This window comes from Nostoc sp. JL33 (assembly GCF_017114985.1).
Lineage (GTDB): Bacteria > Cyanobacteriota > Cyanobacteriia > Cyanobacteriales > Nostocaceae > Nostoc.
This window is the reverse complement of the sequence record NZ_JABXKP010000007.1, coordinates 1-17,865: the sequence shown is the minus strand read 5'-3', so window position 1 is coordinate 17,865 and position 17,865 is coordinate 1. Positions and strand designations below refer to the sequence as shown.

Annotated in this window: 15 protein-coding genes and 1 pseudogene; 8 read left to right on the top strand and 8 right to left on the bottom strand. The window is 43.9% G+C overall.

The window, feature by feature from the left end; translation table 11 throughout:
- Positions 1-507 precede the first annotated feature (507 nt).
- Positions 508-663, bottom strand: coding sequence for a hypothetical protein (locus HWQ23_RS00270; RefSeq protein WP_292822781.1), 156 nt, complete (start codon positions 661-663; stop codon positions 508-510).
- A 132-nt stretch (positions 664-795) separates the two neighbouring features.
- Between HWQ23_RS00270 and HWQ23_RS00265 the strand changes: the two genes are divergently transcribed.
- The gene (locus HWQ23_RS00265) at positions 796-1,101 is read left to right on the top strand and encodes a WGxxGxxG family protein (protein WP_292822780.1); all 306 of its coding nucleotides are present in this window, start codon (positions 796-798) and stop codon (positions 1,099-1,101) included.
- Between the two features lie 684 nt (positions 1,102-1,785).
- A complete protein-coding gene (locus HWQ23_RS00260) occupies positions 1,786-1,980 on the top strand; it encodes a hypothetical protein (RefSeq protein WP_292822779.1) in 195 nt (64 codons plus the stop codon).
- Positions 1,981-2,017: 37 nt separating this feature from the next.
- Here the strand turns inward: HWQ23_RS00260 and HWQ23_RS00255 are convergent, their stop codons facing one another.
- From HWQ23_RS00255 to HWQ23_RS00240, 4 genes are all read right to left on the bottom strand, one after another.
- A complete protein-coding gene (locus HWQ23_RS00255) occupies positions 2,018-4,708 on the bottom strand; it encodes a chloride channel protein (RefSeq protein ID WP_292822778.1) in 2,691 nt (896 codons plus the stop codon).
- 327 nt (positions 4,709-5,035) lie between these two features.
- Positions 5,036-6,349 carry a TldD/PmbA family protein gene (locus HWQ23_RS00250; protein ID WP_292822777.1) on the bottom strand — a complete coding sequence of 438 codons (1,314 nt, stop codon included), beginning with the start codon at positions 6,347-6,349 and terminating at the stop codon, positions 5,036-5,038.
- Positions 6,350-6,586: 237 nt separating this feature from the next.
- Positions 6,587-7,447, bottom strand: a complete 861-nt coding sequence (locus HWQ23_RS00245; protein ID WP_292822776.1) for a Tab2/Atab2 family RNA-binding protein — start codon at positions 7,445-7,447, stop codon at positions 6,587-6,589.
- Positions 7,448-7,666: 219 nt separating this feature from the next.
- Positions 7,667-7,834 carry a transposase gene (locus HWQ23_RS00240; RefSeq protein ID WP_292822919.1) on the bottom strand — a complete coding sequence of 56 codons (168 nt, stop codon included), beginning with the start codon at positions 7,832-7,834 and terminating at the stop codon, positions 7,667-7,669.
- Positions 7,835-8,007: 173 nt separating this feature from the next.
- Between HWQ23_RS00240 and HWQ23_RS00235 the strand changes: the two genes are divergently transcribed.
- On the top strand, positions 8,008-8,628 hold the full coding sequence (locus HWQ23_RS00235; protein WP_292822775.1) for a hypothetical protein: 621 nt from the start codon (positions 8,008-8,010) through the stop codon (positions 8,626-8,628).
- Between the two features lie 187 nt (positions 8,629-8,815).
- Positions 8,816-9,058 carry a DUF433 domain-containing protein gene (locus HWQ23_RS00230; protein WP_292822774.1) on the top strand — a complete coding sequence of 81 codons (243 nt, stop codon included), beginning with the start codon at positions 8,816-8,818 and terminating at the stop codon, positions 9,056-9,058.
- 11 nt (positions 9,059-9,069) lie between these two features.
- Here the strand turns inward: HWQ23_RS00230 and HWQ23_RS00225 are convergent, their stop codons facing one another.
- Positions 9,070-9,717, bottom strand: a complete 648-nt coding sequence (locus tag HWQ23_RS00225) for an HAD-IA family hydrolase (RefSeq protein ID WP_292822773.1) — start codon at positions 9,715-9,717, stop codon at positions 9,070-9,072.
- 133 nt (positions 9,718-9,850) lie between these two features.
- Positions 9,851-11,044, bottom strand: a complete 1,194-nt coding sequence (locus tag HWQ23_RS00220; RefSeq protein ID WP_292822772.1) for an NAD(P)/FAD-dependent oxidoreductase — start codon at positions 11,042-11,044, stop codon at positions 9,851-9,853.
- A 562-nt stretch (positions 11,045-11,606) separates the two neighbouring features.
- On the opposite strand from HWQ23_RS00220, the pseudogene HWQ23_RS00215 reads away from it, so the two are divergent.
- From HWQ23_RS00215 to HWQ23_RS00200, 4 genes and pseudogenes are all read left to right on the top strand, one after another.
- Positions 11,607-11,786, top strand: a pseudogene (locus HWQ23_RS00215) (RNA-dependent DNA polymerase); the annotation flags it as partial.
- A 768-nt stretch (positions 11,787-12,554) separates the two neighbouring features.
- Positions 12,555-14,435, top strand: coding sequence for a beta strand repeat-containing protein (locus HWQ23_RS00210; RefSeq protein WP_292822771.1), 1,881 nt, complete (start codon positions 12,555-12,557; stop codon positions 14,433-14,435).
- Positions 14,436-14,632: 197 nt separating this feature from the next.
- Positions 14,633-15,259, top strand: a complete 627-nt coding sequence (locus HWQ23_RS00205; RefSeq protein WP_292822770.1) for a 4Fe-4S single cluster domain-containing protein — start codon at positions 14,633-14,635, stop codon at positions 15,257-15,259.
- A 512-nt stretch (positions 15,260-15,771) separates the two neighbouring features.
- Positions 15,772-16,791 (top strand): FecCD family ABC transporter permease, encoded by a 1,020-nt coding sequence (locus tag HWQ23_RS00200; protein WP_292822769.1) that lies wholly within the window; start codon positions 15,772-15,774, stop codon positions 16,789-16,791.
- 245 nt (positions 16,792-17,036) lie between these two features.
- On the opposite strand, the gene HWQ23_RS00195 is transcribed toward HWQ23_RS00200, so the two are convergent.
- Entirely contained in the window at positions 17,037-17,360 is a 324-nt protein-coding gene (locus HWQ23_RS00195) for a DMT family transporter (protein WP_292822768.1), read from the bottom strand.
- Positions 17,361-17,865 lie beyond the last annotated feature (505 nt).

The window sequence follows — 17,865 nt, the reverse complement described above, 5'->3', positions numbered from 1 at the left end:
AATTTTATCTGGAATCGAGCTTGCTTTAATGCGATCGGCGACTTCAGTATTACATAATTTGTAATACACTAGACTTCTTGCATAAATCAAAAAAAGAACCCCACCCCGCCTTTAACTTACGTCAAAGTCTCCCCTCCCCGCCGGCGGGGAGGGGTGTTAGAGGACTTTTGCAAAAGGTCTACTGTAATTTATCGAATAGAATACATGCGTCAGTCGTCAGAATACAGGAAAGGTATTCTGACCGAAAAAGCGTCTGAATAATCGGCGTTTTTGCACCCCCGCAAAACAAGAAAATTTAGTGGTCAACTTTCGTAGTCGCGGGTCTGAATAAGAGACTGATAGCGTCACCGAATTTTAGATTTTAAATTTTGGATTTTGGATTGTTGGGCGTTGCCTCTCGTAGAGAAGATTCTTGCGTTCCATTAAAAAGGTCTGAGAGCAAGCGAATTTAAACGCGAGAATAATTCTTTAATCCAAAATCTAAAATTAAATGACAAGCCCCTGACTTTAGGCATGGGGTGAATCTAAAATCCAAAATCCAAAATCCAAAATTGTCTGACGCTTTCTCGTGTCCGCGTACTCCTGCGGAGGACAAGCTACGCCTTCGGTCTGGTAGAGAGCGTCTTGATTCTGAGGAATGTATTCTTCTTCAACGTATGCCAAAATGCTTATTTCCTTGAGCACAAATCCAACTTTAAGTAGATTTATATTTGCTGCTAAAGATTGATGCTGGCGCTGTCAAAACTTAATAAACTTTAACTATTACTTGCAGCAATTCAATTGAGGAATGTGATCGTGAAACGCTTTAATATCTCCAAAATTTTGGGAAGTAGTGTTCTAGCTCTAAGTTTAGCTACCTTGCCCACAGTTCTACCTGCTTCTGCTCAGACAACAACAACAACCACTCCTGATGCTACTGTTAGCGGTACTACTACAGACCGCACTGCTACCGACAGAAATTATCAAGATGGTGATTGGGGTTTACTGGGGTTGCTCGGTTTATTTGGCCTGTTTGGTCGCAAGAGTCGCAGAGCCAATGATACTGTAGGTTATGGTGAGTCTAATGTCGCAAGTTCCTCTAGCTCCCGTTCTAACTATTAATAATAAGTTGAGTTGAATTTGGCGTAAATTCTAAAGATAATTACGGGTAAAGGAAGCCTGCATCGGCAGGCTTTGTTTTTGTGTTTACTTGTCTCCAACCCTTGGGGGTTGAGGGCGTGCTAAGTTTGCCTGGTTGAATTGTGAATTGGGATTTCCCAAAAATAAAATCGGACTGCAAATTTAGCTTGATCAGCTTTGCAGGTGGTTGTTTTTGGTAAATTTAGGGGCTGGGCGATCGCGACTAGTTCGTTCCTCAAACGCCACTTGCAAGACCGCACTGGCTCCCCTTAATTCCCCCCCGCTCTTCGAGGGGGGCGACAAAGCGCAGCTTTGGCTCTTTGGGGTGATTCGGGTTTAATAAGTAATCAAGCGGACATAATATCACTCATAGCTTCAAGAGATGAGAAGCTGAAAAACATCTAAATTGCATAACCTAATTAAACCTAACTCTTGTGGGGTGGGCCGAAAAGCCCGCCCTAATGGGAGCAAGTTAAATGTGGAACAGCTTATCATCGGCGACTGTAATATGATAATATTCTTTACGTACTCAGGATTTTAGCTGGAAAAAATATCAAAATCTCTGCTTAAACCAGCGAGTGTGGGTTTAAGCAGAGATTTTTTGTTATCAAACAACTATACACAACTAGAAAGTTATGATTAAAATAATTTTTAATTGATAAAAAAATGGAAGATTCAGTATTTGTTATATTCCTTGGCTTTGGGTGTATTTGGATTGTGATGGGAGTTGTAGGTTGGATTGCCTTTTTAAAATCTGAGGGTGAGGAAATTAAGTTTGGTAAGTGGGGACTTATAGTTGCTATTCCAATCTTAATACCAATCATTGTTTCTCTTATTATTGGTGTATTTTATCGTAGGTAAAATGGGCGATCGCCAGAAAGTGCCAATTGATCTGAGTTTATTTATTAATCGCACCCCTAACCAAAATAACTGTACTTTCTACACCACTGGCGATCGCTTCGGGAATATTACCTTGAATCGCCCTCTGTAACAATCCCTCGCGCGAAGCTCCTACAACGACAACATCGTAACCTTCGGTTTTCACTAGGTTAATCACACCTTCAGCAACTGAATCAGCTTGGACTGGGAGAGCAACTACAGTACTGGACAATTTTCGACGCCGCATCAACTGACGGATGGCTTGTTCTGAAATTGTCATGTCTGGCTTTAATTCAGATGGCTTAAACACCTGTGCAAGGCGAATTTGTGGATTATTTCCTAATGTCAGTAAAGCTGGGAGCAATTTAATCGCCAGCCGCGAATTCGGGCCACCAGCCATTGGAACTAGCCAGCGATTAAAGGAGTGCTGAGTGCTATTAGCCGATAGCTGTTGTTTAGCCGGTGCTGTTAGCCCGTGCTGAGTTTCCAGTGGGGATTGCTGAATAGTGCCTAATTTTACTAACACTACTTCGCAGGCGGCTTGGCGAATTACGGTGTCTACAACATCGCCAAAAATCCGACCAGGGGTAGATGTGTTACCTTTCCATCCCATTAAAATTAGGTCGATGTGTTGTTCGTTAATTGTCTCCAAAATTGTCTGCGCTACATCGTGAGTAACTCGAATCTGCGTGTGCAGGGGAATTTGCCACTTTTTTGCTAAGACTTCCGCCTTTCGTAGCAAGCGGCGGCTTTTTGCCGTCCTTACCTGTGTTTCTGAGGGGGAACTGTGGCGGGGTATCAGCATCACTTGCACGCAATCTATTTCATAATGGCGATCGCGGGCAATAGCTGCTGCCATTTCTAATAAAATCCCGGCTGTTTCTGGATTAGCTACTGGCACTAATAATCTACCTCTGCCGATGCTAGGCGATCGCGTTTGGTAAACTACATATGAAGGTTCTGGTCGCAGTTTAGGGGTGGCATTTTCACCATTGAGATGCTCTGCTTCTGCCCGAATAATATCTCCACGGGTAATAATTCCAATCAGTTTTCGTCCATCGACCACTGGTAAGCGGCTGATTTGATAGCGATCGAGTAAATACAGCACATTGCTCAGGGTGTGGATGGGTGTTACGCTCATCGGAGTGGTGGTCATAATTTCCCGTAAGGGAGTATCGTTTGCTAAGTTGCGATCGCGGATATTTAGTAAATCTGATTGCGTCACAATCCCTACAAGCTTGCTGTCCTCTACCACTGGAAAGCCACGATGGTGCGAACGGGCGAATGCCTGCATCACTTCATCTAAAGGCATCTCTGTATCCAGAGTTTCTACTTGTTGCTGCATGACATCTTTGGCTGTCAAACTTGTCATTATCCCCCCCGCAGGTGCTGCTTTTTCGATAGTTATGCCATTCCACGCCAAAAGTTTGTCGTATAGTGATCCTGGCGCTAACTTTTCGGCGACTAGATAAGACGTTGCACAGCCAATCATTAAGGGCAGCACTAAGTTGAAATCTGTAGTCATTTCAAACACAATTATTATCCCTGTGATTGGCACTCTGGCGACCGCAGTAAAAAATGCGCCCATTCCTGCCAAGGCATAGGTAATTGGTAATCCAGTCGCTATCCCAAAAGGAAGAAGCAGACTGTGTTCTCCTATACCCACCAAGTAGCCAAGGGCAGCCCCAAGGGTCAAAGCGGGAGCAAATAATCCTCCTGGGACACCAGAGCCATAAGCTACGAGGGTTAGGATAAACTGGGAGACAAAGGCGATCGCGGCCATTGACCAGCTAGCCTCACCTGTAATTAAAATTTCCCGTAGTCCTGTGTTGTCTCGAAACGCTAGCGGTAGTAATGCCACAATTACCCCAGACACTAGCCCAGCTAGTGCCACACGAGCAGGTAATCCAAAACGCAGAGAGCGTCGGTAAACAGTTAAGCTGGCAATAATTCCGCGATTGAACAGCGCCCCCATCAACCCAGCCAGAACCCCCAACACCAAATAGAAGGGAATATCTTGAACAAAAAACTCTGTCTTGGAAGCAGTTAATGCTAGATTCAGATCCAGGCTGCGACCACCCAATAAGCGCGAGACGACGGCACCGATAAAAGAAGCCAGAATTGCAGTGCCGAGAGTAAATTCCGAGAAATCTTGTAACAGTTCTTCGACTACAAACAACACACCTGCAATCGGCGTATTGAAGGCAGCCGCTAACCCTGCTCCTGCACCAGCAGCAATCAACTGGCGGCGGTGGTCTGGTGAAGTCGGAAACCACCGACTGAGTTGAGCTGCTAAAGCTGCACTTACTTGAACTGTTGGGCCTTCCCGCCCTAAAGCTAGCCCAGAACCCAGTGCCAGAATACCACCGACTAGCTTGACCAGGGCCACCCGCAAATCTAGAGCAATTGGTATGCGGGCTAGCACTGCTTTGACTTGAGGAATACCGCTCCCGGAAGTTTCTGGGGCTACGCGCTCAACCAGCCATCCGGCGAGGAATCCAAAGGCGAGTCCGATCCCTGGTAGCACAAACCAAGCTGGTAGCAGCAGCGATGTCTGCACTCGCCAGGCACCTAGCAATCCTACCCCCGATTTAAGTAAGACTGCTGCAAGGGCTGAAACCAAACCAATCAGACAAGCTTCAAAAATTGCTAAACGACGCCGTGGTTGTAGCAGTTGCCGAAAACGCTGGAAGATAGGTGTATACCACATGATGTCAAATCTCTTGTGTTATTCGGAGATTATTTACTAAACTTTCCAGGACTTACGCAAAAAGGCAGTGAAAGCCTTGACGAACCGTAGAGGCAATTCATGAATTGCCTTGACATTTCGTACTTGATGCGTAAGTCCTACTTTCAACGAATCAAAGGCAACATTTGCTACTTGCAAAACCCGTTATCGGCGATCAATTTAGAATTTTTAACGGAGTTTTGAGGGTTTAAGTTAAGAGCTTCTAACAAGCGTTAGCGAAGCGTTAACGAATCCGCGTTCGCTTTTAGCGTCTCGTAGAGAGCGTTATTACGAATTACGAATTACGAATTAATTGCTTCTCCCGGTAGTGGATAGCCCTTCTACTATCAGAGATGGAGTGTAACAAGAACCATTCCAATCAGCATCGTTGCCTAGTGTAACCAATTGCTTCAGGGCTGTGTAGACATTACCTGCAACCATAGTATCCTTAACGCGCCCAATTACGCGACCATTTTGGACGCGGTAGCCTAAATCAACGTTGATCGAAAAATCTCCAGAAATACTGCCGCCACCACCGAGCATTTGATCCACAATCAAGCCATCATCTAGTTGTTGAATCAAATCTGGTAGTGATGCCGAACCTGGCTGGATGAGAAAATTAAATAAACCAGGGGTGGGATAGCTGCCTAAACCAGGGCGAAAACCATTTCCAGTGGTGTCAGTACCGAGTTCGCCGCCGGTGGTGCGATCGCCATAGAAATGCTGTAAAGTCCCGTTTTCGATAAATACTAAAGATTGAGTAGGAGTGCCTTCATCATCGAAAGGGCAACTGTAAGGGCCAGCTTGCGGATCTTGGTAGAGGGTGAGGCTGGGTGCAACTACTGGCTTACCCAGGTGTTCTCCCCAAGGGGAAGCTACTTCTAAAACTCGCTTGCCATTCAAAGCTGCTTGCACAGTACTCCAAAGCATATCGGCGGCTTTTGAAGTGAACAAAACTGGGACGCGCCCAGTCGGAGGTGAGACATTTTCTCTAGCCCAAATTAACCTCTGTAAAATTTGATTAGCTAATTTCTGCGGGTGGAGTTCACCCCGTTTGGTTTGTCCATCAGAAACATTCAAAAAATCATCGCCACGCACCCATTCTGCTGATATGTAGCAGCTGAGGGTAGTGTCGGTATAGTGACAATCTAAACCTTTGGTATTGACTAGTCTGGTGGTTTCAACATCACATTCCCAGTCACCATTGCATACAACATCTGGATAGGCATCACGGATGAGTGCGATCGCTTCTTTGCCCCAGTCTACCAAAATCTCTATCGGCACACTTTCCCCTAAATCTGGGTAGGAGGGCTGAAAGTTAGAGCCTAATTCTACTGTTTCTGGATGATTAAGTTGACTTAGTGCCAGAGCTTTTTCCACCATCACTTCGGCTAGGACAGAACCATAAGCCACCGTGAGTCCCGGACGCCCGTTTCGCCAAAGCCGTAGTGCTGTACCTTCAGATTGGTTTGTTTCTAGCTGTTTGAGTCGGTTTGCCTCAAAAAACACTGGACGAGAAAGCGATCGCGACTGATACACCTCAGCAGCTTCTGCTCCAGATTTTATAGCTAGTTCCAGCAGCTGTTCTGCTAGTGTATCTTGTGACAAATTTTCAGAACCCATGACCCTTAGTGAATTGTGGATTTTGAACCGCATATCAATGTCCCTTAAAAGTCTGATCCCTAGCGATCGGACTTTCCACTGATAGACGCAGATAACTATTCAAAAATCATCAGCGTGTTTCGGCAGTTGCGATTTGGAACCACAGATCAACGCTGATGGACGCAGTTAATTATCCCAAATCATCGCCATCTCTCGACGTATCTAGTCATTAGTCATTCTCCACCCATGCCCAATTTTTCAAAGATTAACCTCTTGCAACAGCCAAAAACCAGCAAAAGATTCTGCTTTGGGATCAGACTGTACACCGATAAAATGTACTCCGTTAGCTTTTTGCTTGGCTTCTTCAAAACCTTTGGCTTCTGCTAAAATTTGAGGTTTTTTGATATTTGCCACAATCCAGCTTTCAGTTACACCAGTTTCTAAAAGCAATCTCGCCTCTTGGCTGGTGTCAAATCTTAAGAAAGCCAACTCCAAACCAGACATCCAGCCTGCCAAAGGTAACGCTCTCGGTGAGAAAATCAAAATACCAGGAATACGAGCTTCGGGTGAAACTTTCACCAATTCTAGGGGGAAAGCTTCACCAAAGCCAATTTCCCACTCTGGCATTTGGGCCAAATCCGCAGCATCTAAGGTAACAAATACCCACTGCTGTCCTTCCAAAGCATCTGGTAAACGTTGCGGCAAAGGTTTCTCCAAGCGGACTGAGGGATTAGTCCCCCCTTGATACCCTGCCTCTTGAGGATACACTTCTTCCATACGCTGTTCTAACCATTGGTTGAGAACCAAAGTGCGGCGGCTAGGCTGGGCGGGAATGCCCAAGTCTTGGCAAGCTTTAGTAATCATGTTGTTCATTTGGCGGCGGAAAAAGCGGATTTTAATTGGTGCTTTTCCAGCTTGGTTAATAGCCTCCTGCAATGCTGTCCGCAACCAGCCAGAATTTACCTGGGTACTGGGACAATATTGAGCATAGCGAAACAAAGAATCTGCTTTTGTGCTGATATCCAAGGGACTTTCGCAGACTAAGACTTCCCAAATTTTTTTCTGATTAGCGTCCAAAATCGGACGGGAGTAAAAATCGATTTCCCAAATACTGCCCATGTTTTGCGGTAAAAATCTGGCTGTTATGTTTTCCTGATATTTTGATCATACGAGTGTTGGGGCAGCATGGGGAATAAGGGAGTGGGGAGTAGGAGATGAATGGAGTTCTGAGGTTGATTAATGGAGTTCCGAGGTTGATTAATGGAGTTCTGAGGTTCATGAATGGAGTTCCGGGGTTCATGAATGGAGTTCCGAGGTTCATGAATGGAGTTCCGAGGTTCATGAATGGAGTTCTAAGGTTTTGACATTCAAATCCTCAATTACTACTGTGCCGTGGTTCTTGGCTAGTATCGTGGTGAGTTTCTGCAATGTGTCCTTGCGGATATTCGGTATTTTGGCGTGCAGCCTAGCAATCTGTATCTGTGCCTTTTTCCAATTGGTTGAAATATTGCTAAGTTACTCATTTTACTTTCACCCGTAAATGCATAAAACAAGAAAGAGGCACTGGTTTAATGCCGCCTAGCCTTCAACTATATGGTTCATGAAAATTTTTTCAGGAAGTGGTTATTGTGATCGGTTTTTGGGCTGTATAAGTATATTCTGTTGAAAAAATAGTTAAAATGGATTCACAAAGTATACTGACTCTTGCGAAACAAGGTGACGCAAATGCGATTGCGATGCTGATAAATAACTCCTTAAAAGGAAAGCGTATTATTGCTAAAGTCACTAAAAAAGATGACTGTTTACAGGTTATTCTAGAATCACCAGAAGTACCGAGCCAAGAGTCGTTAGTTAACACTATTCGCAAGGGCTTAATGTCGTTAGCCCCTGAATCTATTAGCCACGTCAAGATATATGCGCGTCAATCAGAAGGTAGTCACGTAGCCTGGAGTGAAAGATTTAGCTTAACTACTACAGAAATCCCAAGAATACCCGATTTTAGTCCACCAATGAGTGCAGAAGCATCTGGGCATCTCAAAAAAGAGGCTCGGAAAAGAGAGGTAGAGCTTAGTTTGGCATTTTGGGGTTTAATTTTCCTATTTGGCGGATGCACTATCTATGTAGGCGGCTACCCTTGGACTTGCCAGCAAGCTGAAAATGCAGTGCAAGAGGCACAAAAAGATTTAGACAACGCTTTTAATGAAGCCGAACAAGGAAAATTAGATGACAAGCGTCTACATAGCTATATTTACGTTCTTAGTAATCAACAAGGTGTAAGAGATAGAAAATGTAGTAATTGAGTATCCAAAAAAATCAATTCACAGGCGATCGCTCTTGAAGAGGTTTACTGTCTCTATACATACTATTTATAGTCAGTACTTGAGGCTTTAAAACTTGGAAAAAATGCAGCAACAGTAGCCCAGCGATCGCATGGAATTAGCCAAGGGTAATTAGGATAATGCTAAAAGACATTTCAGAGGTAGATGGATGCAACTAGAAGATTATTTTGAGTTTTTAGACCCAGATGACATCCGTATCAAAGGCCATCGCATTGGTATTGATAATGTGATTCAATATTACTTGCAAGGATATTCACCAGAGGAAATTATAGACGAATTACCTTCCCTGAATTTGGAGAAAATTTACGCAACCCTTGCCTACTATCTGCATAATCGTATTGAAATAGATTGGATTGGATTCCACTTTAAAAATTTGGCGTTGCTAAATTGAAAGTATCTCCCTCATTTTCCACGGTTAATCCAAACACCTCTCAAGCCAGCTGCTTTAGCGCCGTGGTAATCTTCTCTAATGCTATCGCCAATATGCCATGCTGCCTCTGCGGAACATTTATGTTTGTCTAAGGCAATGGCAAAAATCTGAGGGTCGGGTTTAGCTGCACGTACCTGGGTAGAAATGGTGACAGAGGTAAAAAACTCTCTCAATCCCAAACTTTGCAATACTGAGTAAATCCGAGAATCAAAATTGGACAGCACCCCCAAGCTAACTCCCAACCGCCGCCAATTAATTAAAGCTGGTATGACATCGGGATAGACAAACCACGGTTCGCCAGTGCCAAAGTGGATGTAAAGTTCGCTAAAAAAAGCCGAAAAGTCAGAAAATTCCTTGAGAACACCTGCACTTTCAAAAGTGTTCAGGGCAATTATTCGCCACCAATCAAACTCGCGCTGGGGAATATCTTGCACTTCTGCATCTGGAAATATTGGCGGTGGCGCTGCTTTAAAGCTTTGGATGAACGCTGTATTTAATGTTTCGGCTGAAACTGTAACACCAAATTCTTGAGCTATCTGACTATAAACTTCACCCACACCACCTTTGACATCGAAGAGTGTGCCCACAGCATCTAAAAAAATAACTTTCGGTTGTTCCATTCAATTTTGAAGATTTTAAATCTTGTATTTTAGATTTTGGTTTGTTAAAAACTTTATGACTCGGCTAACTCAAAATTGAATAGGGAATGGGGCATCAATGCCCAATCCCCAATGCCCACTGCCCAACCTTAAGTTACCGAGAAAGTGTTTCTATGATCGGACGGACTAGCCAATTAAAACCAACTTTAAGTTGATGGTCTAAAGTTGGCAACCTATATAAATAGGCAATGCGACGGGCGACGTATGCCAAGCGCCCATCTAGTTTAATTCCCAAACTCGTGAGAGTGGCGTTGTCTATTCCCAATGTCATCATTTCTCCTAGCTGTTGGTAGCGGAAGGGAAGGAGGGGACGATTAGTCATAGTTGCCCAGATATTCCAAGCAGTATAATCAGCTTGTTGAAAAGCTGCTTGTGCCGTAGCGGGGACTTGCTGCCCTTCAGCATCATGACAGTCTGCTAAATCTCCCAAAGCAAAGATTTCTGGATGATCAAGGACTTGCAGATGAGATGTAGTGCTGATTTGACCACGCTGATTTTGCTTCAGGGGAAGAGATTTCACTACGGGCGCAACTCTGGTTCCCACAGTCCAAATTACCAAATCCACAGGAATTGTGTCTAACTGGTTTTTGTACTCTAGGGAGATGCTATTTTGTTCTATTAATTCCACTTTGGTTTCTAAATCAAGAAACACGCCACGGGCTTCTATTGCTTTCTTTGCTGCTTCCCGGTTAAACTCTGGGGAAGTTCGCAAAATTTGGTCAGCGATTTCAATAATCCGAAAGCGTCCTCTTTCCCCTAATCTGTCGGCTAACTTACAGGCTAACTCTACACCACTGTAGCCAGCCCCAACGATCGCTACCCGAATTTTATCAGCATCCGATTCTTCTAAAAATCGCAGGCGTTCTTCTAAACGATAGGCATCAGAGATTGTACGGAATGGGTAGGCGTAGGATATTCCACCAGGCACTAAATCTAGCGGTGTCTCACCTCCTAGCGCCAACACTAATTGGTCATAAGGGATTTCCGGGCCTTGATGTAAGTTTACCCGTCGCTGGTCGATGTCAATTCCAGACACAACCCCTTGATAAAAACGCACTCCTGTACTTTGTAAAAGTTCTTCAAACGGTGGGGCAATTTCCCAGGTTTGCAGTTCGCCAGTAAGTAATTCGTACAGTAAAGGAGAGAATAAGAAGCGATCGCTTTGATCTACAAGCACAATTTCGGGTTTTTGCGTAGATCCCCAAGGTAACTGGCTTAAGCGCAAGGCTGTGTAGAGACCACCAAAGCCTCCGCCAAGGATACAAATTCTAGAAGTTTGTTGAGTCATCTATTCTATTTATGGAACAGTCAATACTAATTGGGCAACTAACTTCAGTTTATTGACACTCTCAGCACGCTTGGTGACTAAGATTGTTGGTTCAACGAGACCACTTAGCTTAGACCTCTTGCAGTATCTAAACCAGAGATGGTTCTCTCCACGCCAGTTGCTACCCTGCGGGAACGCGCTTGAGCGAACAAGCACCGCCCAACGCACTGCCTCCCAAGCTTAACCCTGAGCGAAGCCAAAGGGTTAATCGGTATACTCTACCGTAGTTGCACTACTGCAAAATTTGTTTTAATTTTAATGCTGGTTGCCCGATTCCTGTGAATCTTTCACCTACTTTCAGGTGCTTTCCTAAATACAGAAAAGCAATCGGAATAACAAAGTAGAACCCCCTAGATTTAGTTGTCTTCGCGTTAGCGTCTCCCCTTGGGAGAAGGTTCAGGGTCTGCGTGTTAGGCAGCAATAGGGTTTTTAAACAGGTTGATTACCCTTCCGGCTAAAATCATTCTAGCAAAAACGTAGGCGACTAAAGTCAGCCACTCCCTTGTACGGGTGGAGGAGTTTGTCCTTAGCTCTTACAAAGCAAAACCATAAATGTGCATCCTGCGGGCTGAAATTCACAAGTGAGGAGCGGGTTCACCTGCACCACATCGACGGAAATCATGCCAACTGGAAAAAGGCAAATCTAAAAGCGACTCACGAGAGTTGCCACGATTATCTGCACATGAGCAAAAGCGCAAGCTAAGAACATCGGGAGCCGGATGCACCTAAAGGCGCACGTCCGATTCTAACACAGAGGTGCTGGGCATAATAGCCCACATCGACTCTACCAAGCTCTACGCTTACCGAAAAACTTGTAAGTTAAAGCGGACTTTTCAAAACCCCCCAAAGTTTTTCAGGGATTAGTCATTAGTCATCAGTTAAAGATCATTTCGATATTAGACAAAATGTATCCCTCCGTATTATTCCTTAGTATTTTTAAACTAGAATCAAGTTCCGCTCTCAGCAGATATGAAGTAAAATAAACTCTCAATGAATTTAAAAGTATACCTTCCATTTTCTCTAATCTGTGTTACAAAAGTTTTAGAGTTTAAGTATATTTTCAGAAGGTTTTAGAGTTTGAGACGGCAATTCCCTAGTACACTGTGGCGGAACTTTGCCTACCTTTGACAAGGGTATTAAGCCCCAAGTCTGGTTAATTCAGAAGATGATACCTGGATTTTTGCCGTGCTGTACTAAAGATTTGGCGATGAAAATCAGTAATTTGGATTGATTTATAGGAAAACCCGACTCCATTCTGGGTTTTCCTACGAATCAGTAAATGCCGCGAGTAAGGAATTGTTGATATACCTGACACAACGCTGTTTACAACAGCGTAATATTCATGTTCTTTGACAAAGCTCACTCTTGAATATTCAGTGAGCAGTAGAAAAAATGCTCAAGACTCGTATTAGTAAAAAGGCGAGCTTTGAGCGCAATATTTATACACCTGAAAAAAATCGGAGTAATCTCAATGTCTCTATTTACCGTCACTAACACCAACAACGGTGGTACAGGTTCACTGCGGCAAGCAATTCTAGATGCCAATGCTCTTACAGGAAGCGACATCATCAAATTTGGTGGACTGTTTACTGATGCGATCGCTCATACCATCAGTCTGACTGGTAGTAGTCTAAGTATCACAGATAACCTTACCATTAAAGGCACAAGTCCGAACTTACTAACTATTAGTGATAATAGTGCTTCTCGTGTTTTTGACATTGGCAGTCGTGTAACAGCTGCAATCAACGGGCTGACTATTACTAATAGCTACAAAAATGCCAAAGGAGGCGGTGCTATCTCCAATGAAGGCGTTTTTACCTTAAGCGATAGCATCATCACTGGCAACTCGGCTGCGAACGGAGGCGGCATTTATAACTCTAGCTCTGGCAGCTTCACTGTAAACAACAGCACCATCACTGGCAACAACGCCAGCAACGGCGGCGGTATCTACAGCTCAGGCACCCTATCGGTAAGTAACAGCACCATCAGTGATAACTCGGCAGGCCGTGACGGCGGCGGTATCTATAACGATGGCATTGTTACTGTGGATAATAGCACCATTAGCGGCAACACTGCGGAATACGGCGGCGGCGGTATCTATGGTTCTGGCACTATAACCGTGACTAACAGCGTCATCAATGATAACAGCGTCAACTTCAAATCCAGCTACTACGGCGGCGGCGGTATCTACAGCTCAGGCATCCTATCAGTGAGTAAGAGTACTATCAGTGGCAACATTGCGGAATACGGCGGCGGTATCTATGGTATCTATGAAGGCAGTATAACCGTGAGTGACAGCGTGATCAGTGGCAACGAGGCCGGCGACGGCGGCGGTATTTACACTGGTGTCACCCTATCAGTGAATAACAGCACCATCAGTGGCAACACTGCGTCATACGGCGGCGGTATCTATGATGGCGGCGGTATCTATGATGGCGGCGGCAGTCTTAACGAAGGGGATGGCACTATAACTGTGAGTGACAGCATCATCAGTGGTAACACTGCGTCATACGGCGGCGGTATCTATAATGGCGGCGAGACAGACGGCGGGCCTAATATAATTGCTGGCACTATAACCGTGAATAACAGCACCATTAATAGCAACACTGCGTCATACGGCGGCGGTATTGCTGGTTATGGCACCATAATTGTGAGTAACAGCACCATCAGTGACAACACGGCAATCGAAGGCGGTGGCATCTATAACCTGGGCTTTATCCTCCCCGGCTACCATTCCCCAGATATTCTCGGATATGGCACTTTTAAGGTGAGCAATAGCACTATCACTAAGAATCATGCATCCACTGGGGGCGGCATCTACAATAATGGCAATCTATTGTTAAGTAGTGACAGCATCATCAGTGATAACTATGCCAGCGACTACGGCGGCGGCATTTACAACTCTACCTCTAACGAGTACGACGACTACAATCAATTAGGCATTGTTAACGTGATTAATAGCATCATTCGTGGCAATCACGCAGGGAAAGCCGGTGGTGGTATTTACAATAATCGCAACGATGGCGGCGACATTTATGGAGCTACCGTTAATAACAGCAGCTCTAATAAATTAGGTATTGTTACTTTGAGTAATAGTACCATTAGTGAGAATCAGGCACCCCTTGGCAGTGACATCTACAATAATGCCACCCTAACGGTGGGCATCAGCACTATCAAGCTCAATAATGTTTTCGGAATCGAACTCAGTTCTGATGGTTACAAGATAGATGATAGTAGTATTTACAACTCTAAGTCTGGCACCATCACAGTGAACTACAACAGCGCGATCGCTTATAAATCTCCTGATAATAATGGGGTAAGCAACATTATCATCAACACGACTATAACTTGATTATCAGCTTCAGTGGGAGTATAGGTTTTTATACTAATACTTGTGTGATATCCCTCAATATATCTGGTTTTTGGCTTAACCGAACCCTATTCATTTGACTCCTACTTCTCCAGTTATATGACCATTGTCACGGTTATATAACTGGAGATTCGCTATAGTTAACGGTTAACAGGCAACGGCTAAAAGGAGTTAAAGAGATGGAAATTAAGCCAACTGACCCATCGCTAGCACTCATGGAAATTCCCCCTGGCTATCTCAACATTATGGGTTACGTTGATCAGTCAGAAGTTAATGGCCCTGGTTGTCGTGCAGTCATCTGGGTACAAGGTTGTCTTCGTGAGTGTCCTGGCTGCTTTAATACTAACTCCTGGTCATTTGAAGCTAACCAATTGATTGCTGTTGATACCCTTGCGGAGAATATTCTCAGTAATCCCCACAACACGGGTGTAACGTTCTCTGGTGGAGAACCCTTTTGGCAAGCAACTGCACTAGCGTCTTTAGCTAGGAAGGTAAAAGCTGCTGGGTTAAATGTAATGTCTTTTTCTGGGTTCACTCTTAAGCAGCTACAGTCACAATCTGCGCCGCCAGGTTCCCAAGCATTGTTAGAACAACTCGATATCCTGATTGACGGGCCTTTTGTAGAATCTCTGGCAATTAATTCTCCCAACTCTCCAGTTTCTTCTAGTAATCAACGGGTTCGGGTGTTAAATCCGGCTTTCCAAGACCAGATTACCTGGGCCAGCGACCAGATAGAAATCCACATTCTCAAGGATGGTGGACGCATTGTTACGGGTTATCAAGGTGGACTGGAGTTGACGGAATAATTCGTAATTCGTAATTCGTAATGACTCGCGATCGCCCTTGGCTTTTCACCGTATCTGGAAAACCTCTCTTCTTCATCTCTCTCCTTCTAGGAGAGAGACTTTGAGTTTTCCCCCCTTCCCGCTTCGGAAAGGGGGTTAGGTTAAATGACCGAATTTTAGATTTTAAATTTTGGATTTTGGATTGTTGGCGAAGCCTCTCGTAGAGAAGATTCAAAATCCAAAATTTAAAAAGGTCTCAAGCCCCCGAATTTAAACGCGAGAAGAAATCTAAAATCCAAAATCTAAAATTAAATGACAGAGCAAGTCACTTGATTGCTGGGGTCAATCTAAAATCTAAAATCTAAAATCCAAAATTGTCTGACTTTTAGGTAGGGGCAATTCATGAATTGCCCCTGAGCGCGTGTAGTTTTGCGTAACTCATAATGCAGACAAAAAACATGATTTATCTTTCTGAGCAAGCGACTTGAATTTTAGGGTAATAATTACGAATTACGAATTATTAATTACGAATTATGTTGACTAGACCATTTAAGACAATTTTTACTGAACACCGGGTACTTTGGGCTGTTTTACTCCTGAGTGCAGCACTGGTGGTAACGCTAGCCCTGTCGCTTTCTCAAGGAGCAGTACCTTTAAGTATGTCGGAATTTTGGCAAGCCATTCTCCGCAAAGGCGATCCGGTTAAACAGACAATTCTCTGGGATTTGCGTCTTCCGCGCATTACAGCTGCTCTGCTTGTCGGCGCAGCCTTGGGAATGTCAGGGGCACTGCTGCAAGGAATGTTACGTAATAGTCTTGCCGATCCATTTATTTTGGGCATTTCAGCCGGTGCAGGATTAATTGTGATTGTGATGATCGTCTGGCAAATATTCCCGATCGCAATTCCTTTAGCAGCGTGGATGGGAGCAATTTTGACTTCAGCGATCGTTATTTTGATCGGTCGTGCGGGGTCGGGGATTTCTGTTGAGCGGTTGATTTTAGGCGGAGTGGCGGTGAGTTCTTTATTTGGTGCTGTCCAAAGTACATTGCTGCTTTTAGCTGAAGACGGTCAAATTCAAATTGCGCTGAGTTGGCTGGTTGGTAGTCTCAATGGACGGGGTTGGCAAGAAATTTCTACGGCTGGCCCTTACATCATCGTTGCATTGATCGCGGGATGCTTGCTGGCGCGATCGGTAAATGTGCTGGCTTTGGGAGATGATTTGGCTGTGGGTTTGGGGGTTTCGTTGACGCGATCGCGCCTGTTAATTGGTGGTGTCGCCACTCTATTAGCCGCAGGTGCAGTCAGCATCAGTGGCTTGATTGGATTTGTTGGTCTTGTTGTCCCTCACGGTGTCCGCCTGATCGTTGGTACAGATCATCGCTTTGTTTTGCCACTTTCCGCCCTTGCAGGTGCATGGTTACTGACTTTTGCAGATTTACTCTCTAGACTAGGAGCAGTAGAGCTACCAGTAGGTTCCGTCACTGCGTTGCTGGGTTCACCGTTGTTTATCTGGTTACTTTATCGTCGTTCTGCTGGGTTTAATAAATTTTGAGCTAATACGCTTGGGTTAAAGCCAAAAAATAATTTTGCCTGAAGTTGATACTATACATCAAGTAACTTTCAAGCAGCGATCGCTTCGGACAAAGCTTAACATTTTGCAAACAGTTATTGAAAGTGCAAAACTTCCAATAAATGGCTAAAAACTTTCCCACTAAAATTTTCACATGCAAAGTAGTGAAAAGTCGGTTTTTTAGTGGCATATTTTGGTAAACCCGATGCAATAGAGCCGCCTAATTCCTATCCCCCACTTGCATTTATGCCAATTACCCCCATGATTATTAAGCTGATGGAAATGAGCTTGATAAGTGTGGCAGATTCACGGAACCAAATAATACCAATAATAGCAATTAAGACAGTTCCCAATCCAGCCCAGACAGAATAAGCCACACTCACCTCAAGTTTCTTGAGAGCAAGAGTCAAAAAAGTAAAACAAAATCCATAAAAAACAACTATTAATATGGAAGGGCCTATTTTAGTAAATCCTTGCGATAACTTCATGCAAGTTGTGCCTGAAACTTCAAAAAGAATTGCGGCGATAAGGTAAATCCAACTTGTTAACATATCTGTTATCAGCAGTTTGTGAGGAATCTCTTATTATCTCTGTGAAATTAAAAAAATACAACAGGTCTAATTATGAACATTAGTCGCGTGAATATACTAAAAATTTGTAGGATACGCTACGCATTGCAAGCTTTAGGAGGGGTGCGATGCACATCACGATAAATTTGTACAGTGCGTAAGTCCTAGTTTTAAAAATAATTGTTCTATTTCAAGTCTGCTTTTGTAGAGTTTACCGAACACACCTATTCAAAATTCCCGTACTTTTTATTAGGTAGATTTTTGGATCGGTAATCTTCCTAAACCAGGTGACAAAAACCGAATTAACCCAACTTTTATTTTTAAATATTATGAGAACAAAGCAAGGAATCAAATCCTCAATTAGTTAGACAGTAAACCCGGATTTCTCACGAGCGAGAAAAAAACATCTGGATTAGCCAAACTTAGGATAAATTAATTGATACATTGTTAAATTAAGCGTAGATTAAAATAATTCAGCAGTAAAAAC

Bases quoted from the DNA above. Each gene is read 5' to 3' on its own strand.
- HWQ23_RS00250 (WP_292822777.1), bottom strand. From the start codon at position 6,349: ATGGGTTCTGAAAATTTGTCACAAGATACACTAGCAGAACAGCTGCTG.
- HWQ23_RS00255 (WP_292822778.1), bottom strand. From the start codon at position 4,708: ATGTGGTATACACCTATCTTCCAGCGTTTTCGGCAACTGCTACAACCA.
- HWQ23_RS00260 (WP_292822779.1), top strand. From the start codon at position 1,786: ATGGAAGATTCAGTATTTGTTATATTCCTTGGCTTTGGGTGTATTTGG.
- HWQ23_RS00205 (WP_292822770.1), top strand. From the start codon at position 14,633: ATGGAAATTAAGCCAACTGACCCATCGCTAGCACTCATGGAAATTCCC.
- HWQ23_RS00210 (WP_292822771.1), top strand. From the start codon at position 12,555: ATGTCTCTATTTACCGTCACTAACACCAACAACGGTGGTACAGGTTCA.
- HWQ23_RS00195 (WP_292822768.1), bottom strand. From the start codon at position 17,360: ATGTTAACAAGTTGGATTTACCTTATCGCCGCAATTCTTTTTGAAGTT.
- HWQ23_RS00235 (WP_292822775.1), top strand. From the start codon at position 8,008: ATGGATTCACAAAGTATACTGACTCTTGCGAAACAAGGTGACGCAAAT.
- HWQ23_RS00245 (WP_292822776.1), bottom strand. From the start codon at position 7,447: ATGGGCAGTATTTGGGAAATCGATTTTTACTCCCGTCCGATTTTGGAC.
- HWQ23_RS00200 (WP_292822769.1), top strand. From the start codon at position 15,772: ATGTTGACTAGACCATTTAAGACAATTTTTACTGAACACCGGGTACTT.
- HWQ23_RS00230 (WP_292822774.1), top strand. From the start codon at position 8,816: ATGCAACTAGAAGATTATTTTGAGTTTTTAGACCCAGATGACATCCGT.
- HWQ23_RS00225 (WP_292822773.1), bottom strand. From the start codon at position 9,717: ATGGAACAACCGAAAGTTATTTTTTTAGATGCTGTGGGCACACTCTTC.
- HWQ23_RS00220 (WP_292822772.1), bottom strand. From the start codon at position 11,044: ATGACTCAACAAACTTCTAGAATTTGTATCCTTGGCGGAGGCTTTGGT.